14 protein-coding genes are annotated in these 14072 nt (G+C 68.0%); 5 read left to right on the top strand and 9 right to left on the bottom strand.

Annotation, left to right across the window (positions count from 1 at the left end):
• Positions 1-149: 149 nt before the first annotated feature.
• Positions 150-530 (bottom strand): ClpX C4-type zinc finger protein, encoded by a 381-nt coding sequence (locus E7Y32_RS04935; protein ID WP_146336149.1) that lies wholly within the window; start codon positions 528-530, stop codon positions 150-152.
• Positions 531-591: 61 nt separating this feature from the next.
• On the opposite strand from E7Y32_RS04935, the gene E7Y32_RS04930 reads away from it, so the two are divergent.
• Complete coding sequence (locus E7Y32_RS04930) at positions 592-1935, top strand: MFS transporter (RefSeq protein ID WP_186467044.1); 1344 nt, start codon at positions 592-594, stop codon at positions 1933-1935.
• Between the two features lie 9 nt (positions 1936-1944).
• On the opposite strand, the gene E7Y32_RS04925 is transcribed toward E7Y32_RS04930, so the two are convergent.
• On the bottom strand, positions 1945-2448 hold the full coding sequence (locus E7Y32_RS04925) for a hypothetical protein (RefSeq protein WP_146336147.1): 504 nt from the start codon (positions 2446-2448) through the stop codon (positions 1945-1947).
• A gap of 172 nt (positions 2449-2620) precedes the next feature.
• On the opposite strand from E7Y32_RS04925, the gene E7Y32_RS04920 reads away from it, so the two are divergent.
• The 3 genes from E7Y32_RS04920 to E7Y32_RS04910 all read left to right on the top strand — a co-directional run bounded on the left by E7Y32_RS04920 (position 2621) and on the right by E7Y32_RS04910 (position 5037).
• On the top strand, positions 2621-3226 hold the full coding sequence (locus tag E7Y32_RS04920; RefSeq protein WP_146336146.1) for a malonic semialdehyde reductase: 606 nt from the start codon (positions 2621-2623) through the stop codon (positions 3224-3226).
• A gap of 57 nt (positions 3227-3283) precedes the next feature.
• Positions 3284-3769 carry a 2'-5' RNA ligase family protein gene (locus E7Y32_RS04915; RefSeq protein WP_146336145.1) on the top strand — a complete coding sequence of 162 codons (486 nt, stop codon included), beginning with the start codon at positions 3284-3286 and terminating at the stop codon, positions 3767-3769.
• 101 nt (positions 3770-3870) lie between these two features.
• Positions 3871-5037 carry a GGDEF domain-containing protein gene (locus E7Y32_RS04910; protein ID WP_146336144.1) on the top strand — a complete coding sequence of 389 codons (1167 nt, stop codon included), beginning with the start codon at positions 3871-3873 and terminating at the stop codon, positions 5035-5037.
• Here the strand turns inward: E7Y32_RS04910 and pgm are convergent.
• Positions 5034-6695 (bottom strand): phosphoglucomutase (alpha-D-glucose-1,6-bisphosphate-dependent), encoded by a 1662-nt coding sequence (gene pgm / locus E7Y32_RS04905; protein ID WP_146336143.1) that lies wholly within the window; start codon positions 6693-6695, stop codon positions 5034-5036. The genes E7Y32_RS04910 and pgm overlap by 4 nt on opposite strands.
• 132 nt (positions 6696-6827) lie before the next feature.
• Here pgm and E7Y32_RS04900 point away from each other — a divergent pair, with 132 nt between their 5' ends.
• Complete coding sequence (locus E7Y32_RS04900) at positions 6828-7268, top strand: DUF4190 domain-containing protein (RefSeq protein WP_146336142.1); 441 nt, start codon at positions 6828-6830, stop codon at positions 7266-7268.
• Between the two features lie 27 nt (positions 7269-7295).
• Here the strand turns inward: E7Y32_RS04900 and E7Y32_RS04895 are convergent, their stop codons facing one another.
• From E7Y32_RS04895 to E7Y32_RS04870, 6 genes are read right to left on the bottom strand one after another with little or no spacing between them, the layout of a single operon-like run.
• On the bottom strand, positions 7296-8795 hold the full coding sequence (locus E7Y32_RS04895) for a mannitol dehydrogenase family protein (RefSeq protein WP_146336141.1): 1500 nt from the start codon (positions 8793-8795) through the stop codon (positions 7296-7298).
• Positions 8796-8846: 51 nt separating this feature from the next.
• Positions 8847-9725 carry an ABC transporter permease gene (locus E7Y32_RS04890; RefSeq protein WP_146336140.1) on the bottom strand — a complete coding sequence of 293 codons (879 nt, stop codon included), beginning with the start codon at positions 9723-9725 and terminating at the stop codon, positions 8847-8849.
• A complete protein-coding gene (locus tag E7Y32_RS04885) occupies positions 9725-10648 on the bottom strand; it encodes an ABC transporter permease (protein ID WP_261382538.1) in 924 nt (307 codons plus the stop codon). The genes E7Y32_RS04890 and E7Y32_RS04885 overlap by 1 nt, the downstream gene beginning before the upstream one ends.
• Complete coding sequence (locus tag E7Y32_RS04880; RefSeq protein ID WP_146336139.1) at positions 10645-11778, bottom strand: ABC transporter ATP-binding protein; 1134 nt, start codon at positions 11776-11778, stop codon at positions 10645-10647. Before E7Y32_RS04880 ends, E7Y32_RS04885 begins: the two co-directional genes overlap by 4 nt.
• Positions 11775-13001, bottom strand: coding sequence for an extracellular solute-binding protein (locus tag E7Y32_RS04875; RefSeq protein ID WP_146336138.1), 1227 nt, complete (start codon positions 12999-13001; stop codon positions 11775-11777). Before E7Y32_RS04875 ends, E7Y32_RS04880 begins: the two co-directional genes overlap by 4 nt.
• Complete coding sequence (locus E7Y32_RS04870; protein ID WP_146336137.1) at positions 12988-14046, bottom strand: LacI family DNA-binding transcriptional regulator; 1059 nt, start codon at positions 14044-14046, stop codon at positions 12988-12990. Before E7Y32_RS04870 ends, E7Y32_RS04875 begins: the two co-directional genes overlap by 14 nt.
• Positions 14047-14072 lie beyond the last annotated feature (26 nt).

The following is a 14072-nucleotide window of genomic DNA, read 5'->3' as shown; positions in this document are numbered from 1 at the left end:
TATGACAATAAGGGGTGCCACGGACAGGCCAAGACCAGTTCAAAGTGGGCGGCCTGGACCCGAGGGAAATCGTCCGGCGTGCCGGCCGGACGAACAACGAGGGCTGCACCGATTCCCATGAACTAAATTCGCGGCCGGCCCCACCAGGCTCAGGGGACCTCCTTGAAACGCTGCCAGGCGGTTTGGCGGGTGATGCCCAGGGCGCCCCCGATCCGGGACCAGCTGATGTCCCTGTCCCTGGCAGCGCCCACCCAGTGCCTCAGTTGCTCCTCGACGTGGGAGCCAACGCGGGAAATCTCCGGCAAGTGCGCCAGGATTGCCTCATCGCTCAGCTCTTGCCATGCGGGCCCAAGCGCGGCCCCAGCTACGCCTTCCCCGGAAGCCTCGGCGGGGGCGTCCAGAAGATCCCGGGCGGCGCCCACGCAGTCCTCACAGATGGAGATGCCCGGCCCTGCGACGAGCCGCCGGTCAGGTGCCCCGGGGAGGCCGCAGAAAGAGCAGTAGCGCTGCGGTGAATCGACGTCGACCATTTGTGCTCCCGTGCTGCGTGGCGCCGTTGACAACGTCAGGTGTCACCTGACACCCTCACGTGTGACCTTTCGCACATCGCCTGGCTCCCAGAATAGCGGCACCGCCGGCAAAGAACAGGGCTCCGGCGCTGCGCCTGCCGGGCCGCTGCTGCGGGGACCGTTCCGGTGGCTCTTTATTGCGGGCATCGGCGATGGGATCGGCGACGACGTCGCACGCGCCCTGCTGCCGGTTGTGGCGGTTGCCGTCCTCAGCGCCGGGGCTTTTGAAGCGGGCATCCTCAACGCCCTGGGCCTGGCGGCGTTCCTGGTTCTGGGCGTGCCGGCGGGCGTTCTGGTGGACCGCTGGCCCCGGAAACCGGTCCTGATCGGTGCCAACCTGGTCCGGGCCGCCGCGGTGCTGACGGTGCCCATTGCCTACGCAGCGGGGGCCCTGCAGCTCTGGCACCTCTTCCTCGTCGCCGCCGTCATCAGCGTCGCCGACGTTTTCTTCACCTCGGCGCACTCGGCGGTGATGCCGACGCTGCTGGCGGGCGACCAGCTCGCGCGCGGCTACGCCAGGGTGCAGGCCGTCCAGAGCGGCCTCGCCGTCGCCGCCCCCGGGGTCACCGGTGTTTTGATCAGAATCGCAGCAGCACCCGCCGTCCTGGCGATCTCGGGCCTGGCCTATCTCTTCTCCGCCGCGGTGACGTGCGCGCTGCCGGAGGTGCGGACGCCCAGAACCCCGGGCCCCACGGGGTTCTGGGCGGAGGCGCGCCACGGGCTGGTCTTTACGCTGGGGCACCCGATCGTCCGGGCCCTGATGGGCTCGGTGGCGCTGGTCAACGCGGCCGGTATGTGGGCCGCCGGCGCCAAAGTCGTCTTTGTCCTCAACACCCTCCGGATACCGGCGGACCAGGTCGTGGCCTTGGGCGCCGTCTCCGCAGCCGGCGGACTTCTGGCCTCGCTGATGGCCACCGGCGTAACCCGCCGCTTCGGAATCGGCAAGACGAAGGTCATCGCCAGCGTGGCGGGGGCATGCTGCATGCTGCTGGTTCCCGCGGCCCCCGCCCTGGCGCTGCCGGCGGTGTTCTGGGTCGGACTCTCCGGCTTCGGCTGGTCCTACTCCGTGGTGCTGACCGGACTGGCCGGGTCCGGCATCGTGGCCCGGCTGGTCCCGGCGGACCTCATGGGCCGGGCGATGTCCAGCTACCGCCTTGTCACCCTGGGGGTCATGCCCGTGGCCAGCCTCGCCGGAGGCTTCCTGGCACTCCTCGCCGGCGAGGCCCCCGTCCTATGGGGGGCGGCCCTCATTGCGGCGGCCTCGGCCCTGCCCGTCATCGCCTCGCCGCTTCGGCACTGGCAGACGTTCCCGGAGGAACTCGACGTCCAGCGCACCACACGGACGATCCAGCCGGTGGAGTCCTGAAAGCCTAAACTAGGCCTCGCTGGTGGCCACGCCCGCGCTGGAGAGGGCGGCAAGCAGTTCGGTGCGTCGTTCTTCGGTCCCGAGACTAAGGACGTAGCCGTGTCTTGCCTTGAGCCGGACGGCCGGCCCGGTGTCCTGGATCAGTGCAAGCCCGAAGGTGCCGAGCCGAAGCCCGAAGCCGTACTGCAGGCCCCTAATCTCCTGCGCCGAAGCGGATCGGATCTCTGAGAGGGGGATGCGGGACCGGTAAAGGGGTAGCCATGTGAGGATGACTTCGTCCTCTGTCACCCGGATCCGGGAGTAACCGAAGGAGAACACAGCAAGAAGAGCAGTGACTGCGGCGAGCACTCCAAGTCCCGTAGGCTCCTTCTTCCCGGCGCCGGACAAGAGCGCCCCGGCGAAGCTCGCGGCGAGAATCACGTATACGACGGCGAAGATGCTTCGGGGTGCCTTGCCGTAAAACATCCTGCCGGAATCGAAGAGCGTCGCCGACGTCGGGTGCCTGGGGGCCATGATCTCATCCTCGCATGACGCCCATCCCCAGGCGTAGGGACGTAAATCGCGGCCGGCCCGCTGTGGGAGAGCTCACGCCACGCGCCGGGAAGCTGCCGGCCGGAGCCCCGGTTGAACCAAGGGACAGCAGCAGCCCCCGGACGGGGCCGCCCCCCCAGCGAAAGGGACGAGAATGACGATCGCCCATGAAGAAGCAGTAATCGACGCCGCAGCGGTGGACGCCATCTTTGCCCAGGCGCGCACAGCCAACGCCTTCACCGGCGAGGTCACGGACGAGCAGGCCCGCGCCATTTACGAATTGACCAAGTTCGGTCCCACCGCGTTCAACTCGCAGCCGCTGCGTGTCACCTACGTCCGCTCCGATGAGGCGCGGGCCACCCTGGTGGACGCCCTGTCCGCCGGGAACCGCGCCAAGACTGCGTCCGCGCCGCTGGTCGCGGTCCTCAGCACCGACACCGCCTGGCACGAGCAGTGGGACACCTTCCTCCCCGGCTTCAACGCACCCAAGGCCATGTACGACGCGGCGCCGGACCTTGCCGCGGCCACGGGCAACAACAACGCCCACCTGCAGGCCGGGTACTTCATCCTGGCGGTCCGTTCGCTGGGACTTTCGGCCGGGCCAATGACAGGCGCCGACTTCGGCAAGATCGATGCCGCCTTCTACCCGGACGGGAGCCAGAAGAGCTTTATGGTGGTCAACATCGGCCAGGCCGCCGAGAACGCCTGGGGCGCTCCGAAGCCCAAGTTCGCCTACGAAGACGTGGTCCGCACCGTCTAACCCGGCAGCAGGGCGGCGGCAGGCGACCGGGTCGGCGGGCAGTGGCAGACTATGCCCATGCGGAACCTGATTGTGGTCGCTTTCCTGGAGCCGGTCACCGAGGGAATGGAATTCCCCCGCGACGCGTGGCCCCTGCACATCACGCTGGTGAAGTTCGACGTCGTCGATGATGAGCTGGCCGGCCGCGTGGCCGCGCTGATGGATGCGCCGGTCCGGGCCGCGCTGGGCAGCACCGTCACCGTGGGCGTAGAGGCCGGATTTGGCCGGGGCGGATCAGTCCCGGTCAGCCTGATCGACGCCAGCGCCCCGCTCCAGGGCCTCCATGAGGCACTTGTGGGAGTGGTCGAGGCGTTGTCGGGACGGGTCGCCACCCCCGGTTACACCGGGGCCGGTTTCCGCCCGCATGTGTCGCACCGGGCCGGGAAGGCGCCCAGGGCGGGCGAGAATTTGGAGCTGGACCGGATCGCGCTCGTGGACATGGCGCCCGACGGCGGGCACGCCACGAGGCGGATTCTGCGTCTTTGGGGACCAAATCGTGAATGAACCTCTTCATTTGTTCACCGAGGTGCAATACTTGGGTCAAATTCGGAGTCAGACACCCGGGGAGACCGGGGTCACAAGGCGTGCGCTGGGGGAATCACGGGATGATGCTTGACACCTCCACACTGCGCGTCGGTTTGGCAGTCGTGACCTTGACGTTGCTCTGCCTGTTCTACTTCATCACGTACCGGCGGACCCGCTCGCCCTTCAGCGGGTGGTGGTGTTCAGCGCTGCTGTTCTTCCTCACCGGGTCGGCCTCCTATCTCCTCGATGGCACCGAGCACCAGGCATGGGCGAACCCGCTGGGCAACACGTTGCTGGTCGGGGGAGCCGTCGCCATGTGGGCGGGCGCCCGGTCGCTGCGCAACGGAAGCTCCCCGCTTTGGACCCTGCTCGCGGCCCCTTCGCTGACGGGTGTCGTGGCGGTATTGGACCATCCGGCAACCAACAACTGGTCCGGCGGCGCTGTCCTGCTGGGCATGATGGGGCTGATGCTGGGGCTCTCCTCCCGCGAGCTCTTCCTGCTCGACGTCGACTACTCCCGTGTGCACCGCCCCCTCGCCTACGGCTCAGCGTTCCTGGCCCTGTTCTACGCCGGCCGGCTGACAGCCTTTCTGATCGACGGTCCGGAGGGGCCGGTGTTTGTTGCCTACTTCGGCTCTGTGGTGACGACGCTCCTGACCTCGATGATCCTGGTGCTGGCTTCCTTCACCATGGCGGAGCTAAGCAACGAACAACTGACCCGTGACCTGAGGGCGCGCGCCACTGTGGACGGCCTCACCGGGCTGCTCAACCGCACGGCCTTCGTGGACCTGGCGGAGAATGAACTGCGCCGCCTCAGCGGTGCGCGGACCACCGCGGCCCTTGTCCTGGCGGACCTGGACCACTTCAAGGCCGTCAACGACCAGTACGGGCACGCCGCCGGGGACGAAGCGCTGCAGGCGTTCGCCGCCGCATGCACCTCAGCGGTCCGCTCCACCGACCTCGTGGGACGCTACGGCGGCGAGGAGTTCATCCTGCTCTTGCCCGGCCTTACCCCCGAGCGGGCCGGCCAGATGGCGGCCGTGATCAGCCGCCGGCTGCAGGAAGCACAGCCAAACGTCGCCGCCCGGCTCCCCACCGTGAGCTACGGGATCGCCTCCACCGGGCCCGGCCGGGTGGACCTGCAGGCGCTGATCGCCTCGGCCGACGCCGCCCTCTACCGCGCCAAAACGCTCGGCCGGGACCGGTCGGTGCTGGCCACCAGCCTTCGCGAGGAACAGACAGCCTAGGAAATCACCCCGTCCACCAAGGCCTTGGCCTCGGCCTGCACTTGCTTGAGGTGCTCCGCGCCCTTGAACGATTCGGCGTAGATCTTGTACACGTCCTCGGTGCCGGAGGGGCGGGCCGCGAACCAGGCGTTCTCGGTGACCACCTTGAGGCCACCGATGGCGGCGCCGTTGCCCGGTGCCTCGGTCAGCTTGGCCGTGATGGTCTCGCCGGCCAGTTCCGTCGCGGTGACGTCCGACGGCGACAGCTTGCCCAGGGCCGCCTTCTGCTCCCGCGTGGCGGCGGCGTCGATGCGCGCGTAGACCGGGTCGCCGAACTGGTCGGTGAGGCCCTTGTACAACTGCGAGGGGGACTTGCCGGTGACCGCGGTGATCTCGGACGCCAGCAGGGCCAGCAGGATGCCGTCCTTGTCCGTGGTCCAGACGCTGCCGTCCATTTTATTGAACGAGGCGCCGGCGGATTCCTCCCCGCCGAAGGCACCCTCGCCGGACAACAGACCGGGCACGAACCACTTGAAGCCCACCGGCACCTCCACGAGCTTCCGGCCCAGGCTCTCGGCCACCCGGTCGATGATCGAGGAGGACACCAGGGTCTTGCCAATCACGGACTGCGGATTCCAGCCGGTGCGGTGCCGGTAGAGGTAGTCGATGGCGACCGCGAGGTAGTGGTTAGGGTTCATCAGGCCGCCGTCCGGCGTCACGATCCCGTGCCGGTCGGCGTCGGCGTCGTTGCCCGTGGCGATGTCGAAGGCTGCGGACCCGTCCGCACCAACAGACATCCGGTTGATCAGCGAGGCCATCGCCGACGGCGAGGAGCAATCCATCCGGATTTTCTCGTCCCAGTCCAGCGTCATAAAAGCCCACTGCGGGTCCACGGTCGGGTTCACGACGGTGAGGTTGAGGTGGTGGCGCTCTCCGATTTCGCCCCAGTAGTCCACGGATGCGCCGCCCATCGGGTCGGCGCCGATGCGGACCCCCGCCTCGCGGATGGCGTTGAGGTCCAGCACGGAGGGCAGGTCATCGACGTAGCTGGAGAGGAAGTCGAACTTCCCGGTGGTGCCGGCGGCCAGGGCCTCGGCAATCGGGACCCGCTTGACCCCGCGCAGGCCGTTCTCGAGGAGTTCGTTGGCGCGGTTGGCGATCCAGCCGGTGGCGTCGGTGTCGGCCGGGCCGCCGTGCGGCGGGTTGTACTTGAAGCCGCCGTCGCCCGGCGGGTTGTGGCTGGGAGTGACCACGATCCCGTCGGCCTGTGGCGCGCCGGAGGGTGCTTTGTTGTTGTGGGTCAGGATGGCGTGGCTCAGGGCAGGGGTGGGGGTGTAACCGTGACGGGCATCAATCAGGACGTGAACGCCGTTGGCCGCGAGGACCTCGAGGGCCGAATTCTGCGCCGGTTCACTCAGGGCGTGGGTGTCCTTCGCGAGGTACAGCGGACCGGTAATGCCCTGGCCCGCGCGGTATTCCACGATGGCCTGGGTGATGGCGAGGATGTGGGGTTCGTTGAACGAGGCTTTGAGGCTCGAGCCCCGGTGCCCCGAGGTTCCGAACGCCACCCGCTGGCCGGGGTCGCCCAGGTCAGGCGCGACGTCGTAGTACGCATCCAGGAGCGCAGTGAGGTCAACAAGGTCTTGGGGTTGGGCAACTGTGCCCGCGCGGCTAGCCATGGCTCCAGCATGCCAGACGCGGGGGCAGGGGCAACATGGTTTCGCGGGAATCGGGCCGCTGTGACGCCGCAGGTCACCCTCTCGAAACGGCGCGGCGGTAATCTGGAGGTACACACGCCAGAGGGGAACACCATGACCGATCAGACCAGACACGATGAGGCGCAGCGCGGCCACCAGCCGCCCTGGACCCCGCCGTATGGTTCCGACGGGCGTCTCCCTCCCATGCCGGCGTCAGCACCGCACCTCGGCCAGCCGCCCTACAGCGGTTACGGCCCGGGCCCGTACGCCGATGCCTACGGCCAGCCGAACTACTACGGGGTGCCGGCAGCGCCGAGAGTCCTGAGCATCGCGAGCCTGTGCTGCGGCATCGCGTCCTTCCTCGGTTTCGGGTTCTTCCTGCTCCCGCAGTTGGCCGCCGTCGTCCTCGGGCACCTGGCGCTGAGCCGGGAGCCGTCCGGGCGGGGCATGGCGATCGCCGGCCTGGTCCTGGGCTATGTCGCTATTGCCATCACGGTGCTGGTGGTCGTCACCCTCGGGGTCGCACTCTCGAACGCGGACTTCATCGGCCCGTAAGGCCGTTCACCGGGTGGCGCCCCGGGCCTACGGAACCTCTGAGAGGAGCTTCCGGACTGCCTCCGCCACCGCCGTGCGGAATTCCGGGTGGTCTGCGAGCTCCGCGGGGAAGATTTCCTTGACCGCCAGGAGCCGGCCGGCGAGTCCGGCCTCAGAGCCGTCCGCGGCTGCCCGCAGCGCTTCCGCCATCGGATCATCCAGGGGCAGTGACCGGCCGTTGGCATCCCGCCCGCGGTAGACGAACACCATCCAGGCCGCGACCAGCAGGGCGCCGGAGAGGGGGACTTCGCCGGCGGATAACCGGTCCGCGACCGTCCCGAGGATCCTGACCGGCAGCTTCTGCGACCCGTCCATGGCGACCTGGATGGTGGTGTGCCCCAGGTTCGGGTTGGCGAACCGGTCCAGGATCGATTCGCCGTAGGCCGCCAGATCCGTGCCCGGCGGGGCCGTCAGGGTGGGAATGATGTCGTTACGCTGCAGGCGCCGTGCCTCTTCCACGAGTCCGGCCGCGGCGACGGCGTCGGCGATCGTTGCGTGCCCCCGAAGTGCCCCGAGGTACGCCAGCAGGGAGTGGGTGGCATTGAGCATGCGCAGTTTGGCGAGTTCGAAGGGGCCGACGTCGCCGGTGATTACTGCTCCTGCGCGCTCCCACGCCGGGCGCGGTCCGGGGAAGTTGTCTTCGATGATCCACTGGCCAAACGGCTCCGCCACCACCAGGCCCTCGTCCCGCCGGCCAAGCAACTGTTCGGCCTCCCGGCGGTTGGCCTCGGTTGTCGCGGGGACAATCCGGTCCACCATCGTGGACGGGAAGGTGACGGCGGCGTCGAGCCATTCCAGCAGTCTCTCCGCTCCTGCCGCCTCCGCCAGTTCCAGCACGAGGCCCCGGGTGACGCCGCCATTCGACATCAGGTTGTCGCAGCACATCACGGCGAACGGGGCGCCCGAGGAAGCGTGGCGCCGGGCCAGGCCCCGTGCCAGCAGGCCGAGCGGGGTGCGGCCCGGCCCGGCGAAGCCCCTTCCGGCGACTTCGGCTTTCAGGGCCGCGACATCCGCCGCCACGGCGGGGTTGCCGAGATCCAGGCCGCCGCCGAGCTTTCGCGGGTAGCCCTTTTCGGTAATGGTCAGGGACGCCAGATGGACGTTCTCCGCCGCCAGCGTCCGCAGTACCTCCTCGGAGCCGGTCCCCGGGAACGCGACCCCGCGCAGCGAGCCCACCACCCGCAGCGACGAGGTGTCCCGGGCCTTGGTCAGCACGGAGTAGAGGCCGTCCTGCGGGCCGAGCTGTTCCGCAACCCGCGCCGAACGTCCGGTGACGCCGAGGATTCCCCACCGGGTATCGCCGGTGGCAGTGGCGGCGTCCTCGGTGTAAACGGCCTGATGGGCGCGGTGGAAAGCGCCGACGCCGAAGTGGACCATGCCGGTGCCGAGGGCGCGGGGGTCCACGGCCGGACCGGCGACGCCGGGGCGTGCCGACACTTCCGCCACGGTGGCGAGCGAGAGGCGGTCAGTGATGATGGTTGCAGACATCGTTGGCCTTTCAGCCGGCGGGGGAGGGCGGCGCGGGTGGCAGCCCGGCGGTCAGTCCGTCTCTTCGCGGACCTGAGAGACAAGCTGCGTGGGGTTGACGAACCTCAGGGCCACCACCAGCAGCACCATCATCATGAGCATGTAGACCACAGCCATCGCGTCCACGGACTGCTGGGCGCGGATGCCGGCCCCGGTCATCGCCGTAAAAAGCGCCACGACGAGGGTGTCAGAGGTGGAATCCGAGGTCAGGAAGGTCAGCTCGAACATGCCCACTGTCCGGACCAGCACCAGGACCGCGGCAGCGAGGATGCCCGGTACCAGCAGCGGCGCAAGGATCCTCGTGAACAGCCGCAGCATGTTGGCGCCGCACATCCGGGCCGCCGATTCGATCGACGGGTTGATCTGCTCAATGAACGGCGTCATGGTCAGAATGACGAACGGGATGGACGGGACAAGGTTGGCCAGGATCACGCCGGTCAGGCCCGGTGCCAGGTGGTAGTACGTCAGCAGCGTGGCCAGCGGGATGCCGTAGGTGATCGGGGGCATCATGATCGGCAGCAGGAACACGAGCATCAGGATGTTCTTGCCCGGGAAGCTGCGGCGGGCCAGCACGTAGGAGGCAGGAGCTCCGATCAGCACGGAGATTCCGACGACGGCGATGGAGACGGTCAGCGTTGTGCCGATAACCTGGCCGAGGTCGTATTCCTTCCACGCATCGGCGTACCAGGCGGGCGTGTAGCCCGACGGCAGCCAGGTGTCGAACCATTCCTTGGCGAAGGAGTTGACGACCACCGAGGAGACGACGCCGAGCAGCAGCAGCAGGAACACGGCCATGCTTCCCCAGATCAGGAACGTTCCAGGGGAGGCCGCCAGCGGCCGTTTGGCGGCGGCGGGCGTGGCGCCGGCCTTTGGTTTCAGTGTGAGGCTCATCAGCCTTTACCTCCGGTGGATCCTTTGTACATGCGGGAGCGCCAGATCAGCACCAGGACGATGACGACCAGTTCGACGGCGCCCATCACGATGGCCGCTGCGGACGCGAGCGGGTAGTCGAACTGCTGGCCCCAGGCGTTGTAGGCCACGTAGGCGATGACGCGGGTGGACCCGGACGGATCGCCCACGAGGATGGCCGAGGGGAAGACGCTGAAGGCGAGGACGAAGGTCAGGCAGAAGGTGATGGCCAGCCCCGGTGCCAGCAGCGGCAGGGTGATCCGGCGGAATCGCTGCTTCCAGTCCGCGCCCAGGGTCCGGGCGGCGGCCTCGAGCGAGGGATCGATGCCGGAGAGGTAGGACAGGATCAGCAGGAAGGCGAACGGGAACCCCGAGATGATCAGGGACCAGAGCACGCCCCAGTAGTTCTGGACCAGCTGGAGCGGCTCGAACCCGAGAAGTCCAAGGAAGCGGTTCAGCCAGCCGCGCTGTCCGAAGAAGTTCAGCAGGCCCTCGGCGGTGAGGACGGTGCCGAGCGTGATGGGGATGACCAGCACCGTGGTCAGGGCACGCTTGCCCCGGAACTTCCCGCGCATCTTGTACGCGATCGGAACGGAGACCAGGACGTTCAGCAGGGCCGCCGGGAGTGCCAGCTGCAGGGTTACCCAGATCGAATCCAGGCCTCTGACCGACGGGTCGGTGAAGAACTTCACGTAGGCGCCGAACACCCCGCCGGTTTTCGGCTGGAAAGACAGTCCCAAACCGTAGACAAACGGGTAAACGAACAGCACCAGGGCGAACACCAGGGCGGGCAGCAGCAGGAGCAGAAGCTTGTCGATGCCGCGCTCGGCCAGCCGGTGGGACAGTGCGGGCCGGCTTCCCGGCTCCTGGTCCACCCGGGCCGGGCGCTGCCCGGTGAGGGTCACAGCGCCGCCGCCTCAAGCTCGGGGGCCGGGCTCGCCGTCGGCGAAAGTTCCGCCGGGAAGACCAGCACGCGCTCCTGCGCCGCGGTGAGGGTGACCCGTTGGCCGGGTTCCACATGGCGTGGCGTCCGGACATGCAGGGGCTTTCCGGCGTCGGAACGGGCCTCGACAGCGAACTCACGGCCCTGGTACTCGACCACTTCCACCGTGGCGTCAATGCTGGCAAGGCCTGCCGGGGCCGTCCCTGCCGGGGCGATGTCGAAGTCTTCGGGGCGCAGCGCCACCTTCACGGCGTCGCCGGCGCGGAGCGGTTCCTTGGCCGAACCGGTGACGGTGGTGCCAAGGACCGAAACGGTCACGGCACTGCCGTGGACCCGTTCCACGACGCCCTCCAGCAGGTTGCGGTAGCCCATGAAGTCGGCGACGTGCCAGTTGACCGGGTGCTCGTGCAGTTCCTGCGGCGTGCCGACCTGCTGCACCTCGCCGAGGCGGAGAACCACCAGCCGGTCGGCCAGCGACAACGCCTCTTCCTGGTCGTGCGTGACGTAGAGCGTGGTGAGGCCAAGCGACTGGTGCAGGCGGCGGATCTCGGTCCGCATCTCGAGGCGCAGCTTCGCGTCCAGGTTCGAGAGCGGCTCGTCCATCAGCACCAGCGGCGGGCGGAGCACGACGGCGCGGGCGATTGCCACGCGCTGCTGCTGGCCGCCGGACATCTGGCCCGGCAGCTTGCTTGCGTGCGGCCCGAGCTGGACCAGTTCGATCGCCTCAGCCACACGCTTCTTGATTTCCGCCTTGGGAACGTTGCGCATCTCCAAGCCGAACGCGATGTTCTTCTCCACGCTCAGGTGCGGGAAGAGGGCGTAGTTCTGGAAAACCATGCCGAAGCCGCGTTTCTCGGGCGGGAGCTGGTCGATCTGCTTGCCGTCCATGAGGATGCGGCCGCCGGTCAGCGGCAGCAGGCCGGCCAGGCAGTTCAACGCCGTGGACTTGCCGCAGCCGGACGGTCCCAGCAGGGCGATGAATTCCCCGCTGCGGATCGAGAGGTTGAGGTTTCGGAGCGCGTTCTGGCCGCCGAAGGAACGGGCCACATTTTCAAGCTCGAGCGTCTCAAAACTCGTGGCGTGAATGCTCATTTCTTCTGCTCAACCTTTCCGGTGGCCACCTGCGTGTCCCAGGTGTCGAAGGCCTTGACCAGGGCGGCGGCGTCGATGGGCGTGGCCTTGGGGTTGTCCTTGATCAGCGCATCGTATTCAGGGCGGCCGAACTTCGCGATGACGTCCTTGCTGGCCTGCGGGGCAAGGTCAACCGCGACGTCCTTGATGGCCGGACCCGGGTAGAAGTAGCCGGTATCAAACGTCTTGGCCTGCTGTTCCGGGGTCAGTGCGTACTGCAGTACCTGCAGGATTGCCGCCATCTTGTCCGCGGAGACGCCCTTGGGTACCGCGGCGTACTGCGCGTCCGTGACCCAGGTGAAGCCCTTGAGTGCCTGTGTCTTGAAGTTTTCCGGGACCTGGCCCAGGGCGCGGGGGTTGATGTCCCAGCCCGTGGTCGTGATCGCCATGTCCCAGGTGCCGTTCTTCAGGTTGTTCATGGTCACGCCCGTGCCGGTGGGGTAGGAGGTGACGCTCTGGTTGAGCTGCTTGAGGTAGTCCCAGGTCTTGCTCCAGCCGTTCACCGGGTCCTTGGGGTCGGAGTCGCCGAGGATGTACGGCAGGCCCATAAGGAAGGTGCGGCCGGGGCCGGAGTTGGCCGGGCGGGCGTAGCCGAAGCGGCCCGGGTGCTCCTTGGCCCAGCTCAGGAGCTCCTCTGCCGTGGTCGGCGGGTTGGGCACCTTGTCCGGGTTGTATTCCAGAAGCGGACCGGAGGGGTAGTAGGTCAACGCGACGGCCTGGTCCTGGGCGAGCTTCTGCATCGCGGCGGCAGGTTCCTGGTAGTTGGCCATGTTGCCCAGGCGGTCCTTGTAGTCCTTGGCGACCGGGGCGAAGAGGCTCTCGCTGATGCCCGCGGCGAGCCCGTCGGTGCCGGTCAGGACGAGGTCGATCTTGAGGTTTCCGGCCTGCTGTTGGGCTTTGACCTTGCCGGCCATGTCGGGGGCGCCGGCCGTCTCCCAGGTGACCGCAGAAATGATGTCCGGGTGGTCCTTGGCGAACTGGTCGAAGATGGCGCCGGTCAGCTGCTTGTTGCCTGCAACATCGAGGATGTTCAGGGTTACGGCTTTGGAGGGCTTCTCCGGCACACTTCCGGCGGACAGCGTCGCTGCGGAGGCGCTGTCGCTGCCCGGGGCGCCGCAGCCGGTGGCCAGCAGCCCGGCCACGCCGAGGGTTGCTGCCCACTGGACTCTTCTAGATGCTCGCATGGGATTTCCTTTCATTGCGCCCGGCAGCATTGCCGGACGGATGCTCACGGATGGCGGAGGGCACTACGGATGTGGACTGCCGGACAACGATTTCGATCGGAAGGTATTCCGCGGCGCGGGGGGCCGAATGCGGATCCAGGCTGTCAACCAGCCGGTCGACGGCGGCGCTGCCAACCTTGCGCAGGGGTGCCCGGACGGTGGTCAAAGCGGGGGAAACGAGGGTTGCGGCGTTGATGTCGTCAATGCCGACCACACTCATCTCGTCCGGGACGGTGATGCCCCGGGCATGCAGCCGGGCGATGATGCCCAGCGCCATGAGGTCGTTGTAGGCCAGAACGGCCGTGAGGCCGGCGGCTACCGCGAGGTCCGCCGCGGACTGACCGCCGCCAAAGACCGGCGCGAACGAGCCCAACGGCATCACTTCAAGTCCGGGCAGACCCGGGACGGCCTGGTCGATGCCGAGGCGTCGCTGCTGGTCCGACCAGGAACCGGTGGGCCCGCCGGCGTAGCCGACCTTCCGGTGTCCCAGGGCGTGGAGGTGTTCGAGCGCCTGGCGGACAATCTCCTGATCGTCGACGGTGATGTCCGGCAGGCCGTGCAGGCGCCGGTTGATCAACAGCACGGGGATCCCGCCGAGCAGCGACGCCAGGTCCGCGTCGGACATCCGGGAGGAGCACAGAATCAGACCGTCCACCTGAGGCTTGAGTTTGCTCACCAGCTCCCGCTCCAGACGGCTGTCCTCATCGGAATCGGCCACGAAGACCGAATAGCCCGCGGCGAGGGCCCGGGCCTGCACGCCCTTGGTGACCGAGGCGAAATAGGGGTTTTCCAGATCCGGGACCACCAGGCCAAGCGTCCCCTTTCGGCCGGTGGCCAGGCCCCGGGCGGCATTGTTGGGGATATATCCCAGTTCCCGCGCCTTATCGACGATCTGCTGGCGGGTCCGGGGGTTGACCAGATCCGAGGAGGACAGGGCCCTGGACACCGTCGACGGCGAGACGCCCAGCGCCTTCGCCACGTCCCGGACCGTGATGGATCCCTTCATGCGTGCTTCACCTAACATCGTCGTCA

It is taken from the genome of Arthrobacter sp. UKPF54-2, assembly GCF_007858535.1.
In the GTDB taxonomy this organism is placed as follows: Bacteria; Actinomycetota; Actinomycetes; order Actinomycetales; family Micrococcaceae; genus Arthrobacter.
This window is presented reverse-complemented; position numbering and strand designations above follow the sequence as displayed.

What these genes read in the sequence shown, in the direction of transcription:
- E7Y32_RS04890 (WP_146336140.1), bottom strand. Translation starts at nt 9,725, where the DNA reads ATGAGCCTCACACTGAAACCAAAGGCCGGCGCCACGCCCGCCGCCGCC.
- E7Y32_RS04875 (WP_146336138.1), bottom strand. Translation starts at nt 13,001, where the DNA reads ATGCGAGCATCTAGAAGAGTCCAGTGGGCAGCAACCCTCGGCGTGGCC.
- E7Y32_RS04920 (WP_146336146.1), top strand. Translation starts at nt 2,621, where the DNA reads ATGACGATCGCCCATGAAGAAGCAGTAATCGACGCCGCAGCGGTGGAC.
- E7Y32_RS04880 (WP_146336139.1), bottom strand. Translation starts at nt 11,778, where the DNA reads ATGAGCATTCACGCCACGAGTTTTGAGACGCTCGAGCTTGAAAATGTG.
- pgm (WP_146336143.1), bottom strand. Translation starts at nt 6,695, where the DNA reads ATGGCTAGCCGCGCGGGCACAGTTGCCCAACCCCAAGACCTTGTTGAC.
- E7Y32_RS04900 (WP_146336142.1), top strand. Translation starts at nt 6,828, where the DNA reads ATGACCGATCAGACCAGACACGATGAGGCGCAGCGCGGCCACCAGCCG.
- E7Y32_RS04895 (WP_146336141.1), bottom strand. Translation starts at nt 8,795, where the DNA reads ATGTCTGCAACCATCATCACTGACCGCCTCTCGCTCGCCACCGTGGCG.
- E7Y32_RS04925 (WP_146336147.1), bottom strand. Translation starts at nt 2,448, where the DNA reads ATGGCCCCCAGGCACCCGACGTCGGCGACGCTCTTCGATTCCGGCAGG.
- E7Y32_RS04915 (WP_146336145.1), top strand. Translation starts at nt 3,284, where the DNA reads ATGCGGAACCTGATTGTGGTCGCTTTCCTGGAGCCGGTCACCGAGGGA.
- E7Y32_RS04910 (WP_146336144.1), top strand. Translation starts at nt 3,871, where the DNA reads ATGATGCTTGACACCTCCACACTGCGCGTCGGTTTGGCAGTCGTGACC.
- E7Y32_RS04935 (WP_146336149.1), bottom strand. Translation starts at nt 530, where the DNA reads ATGGTCGACGTCGATTCACCGCAGCGCTACTGCTCTTTCTGCGGCCTC.
- E7Y32_RS04870 (WP_146336137.1), bottom strand. Translation starts at nt 14,046, where the DNA reads ATGAAGGGATCCATCACGGTCCGGGACGTGGCGAAGGCGCTGGGCGTC.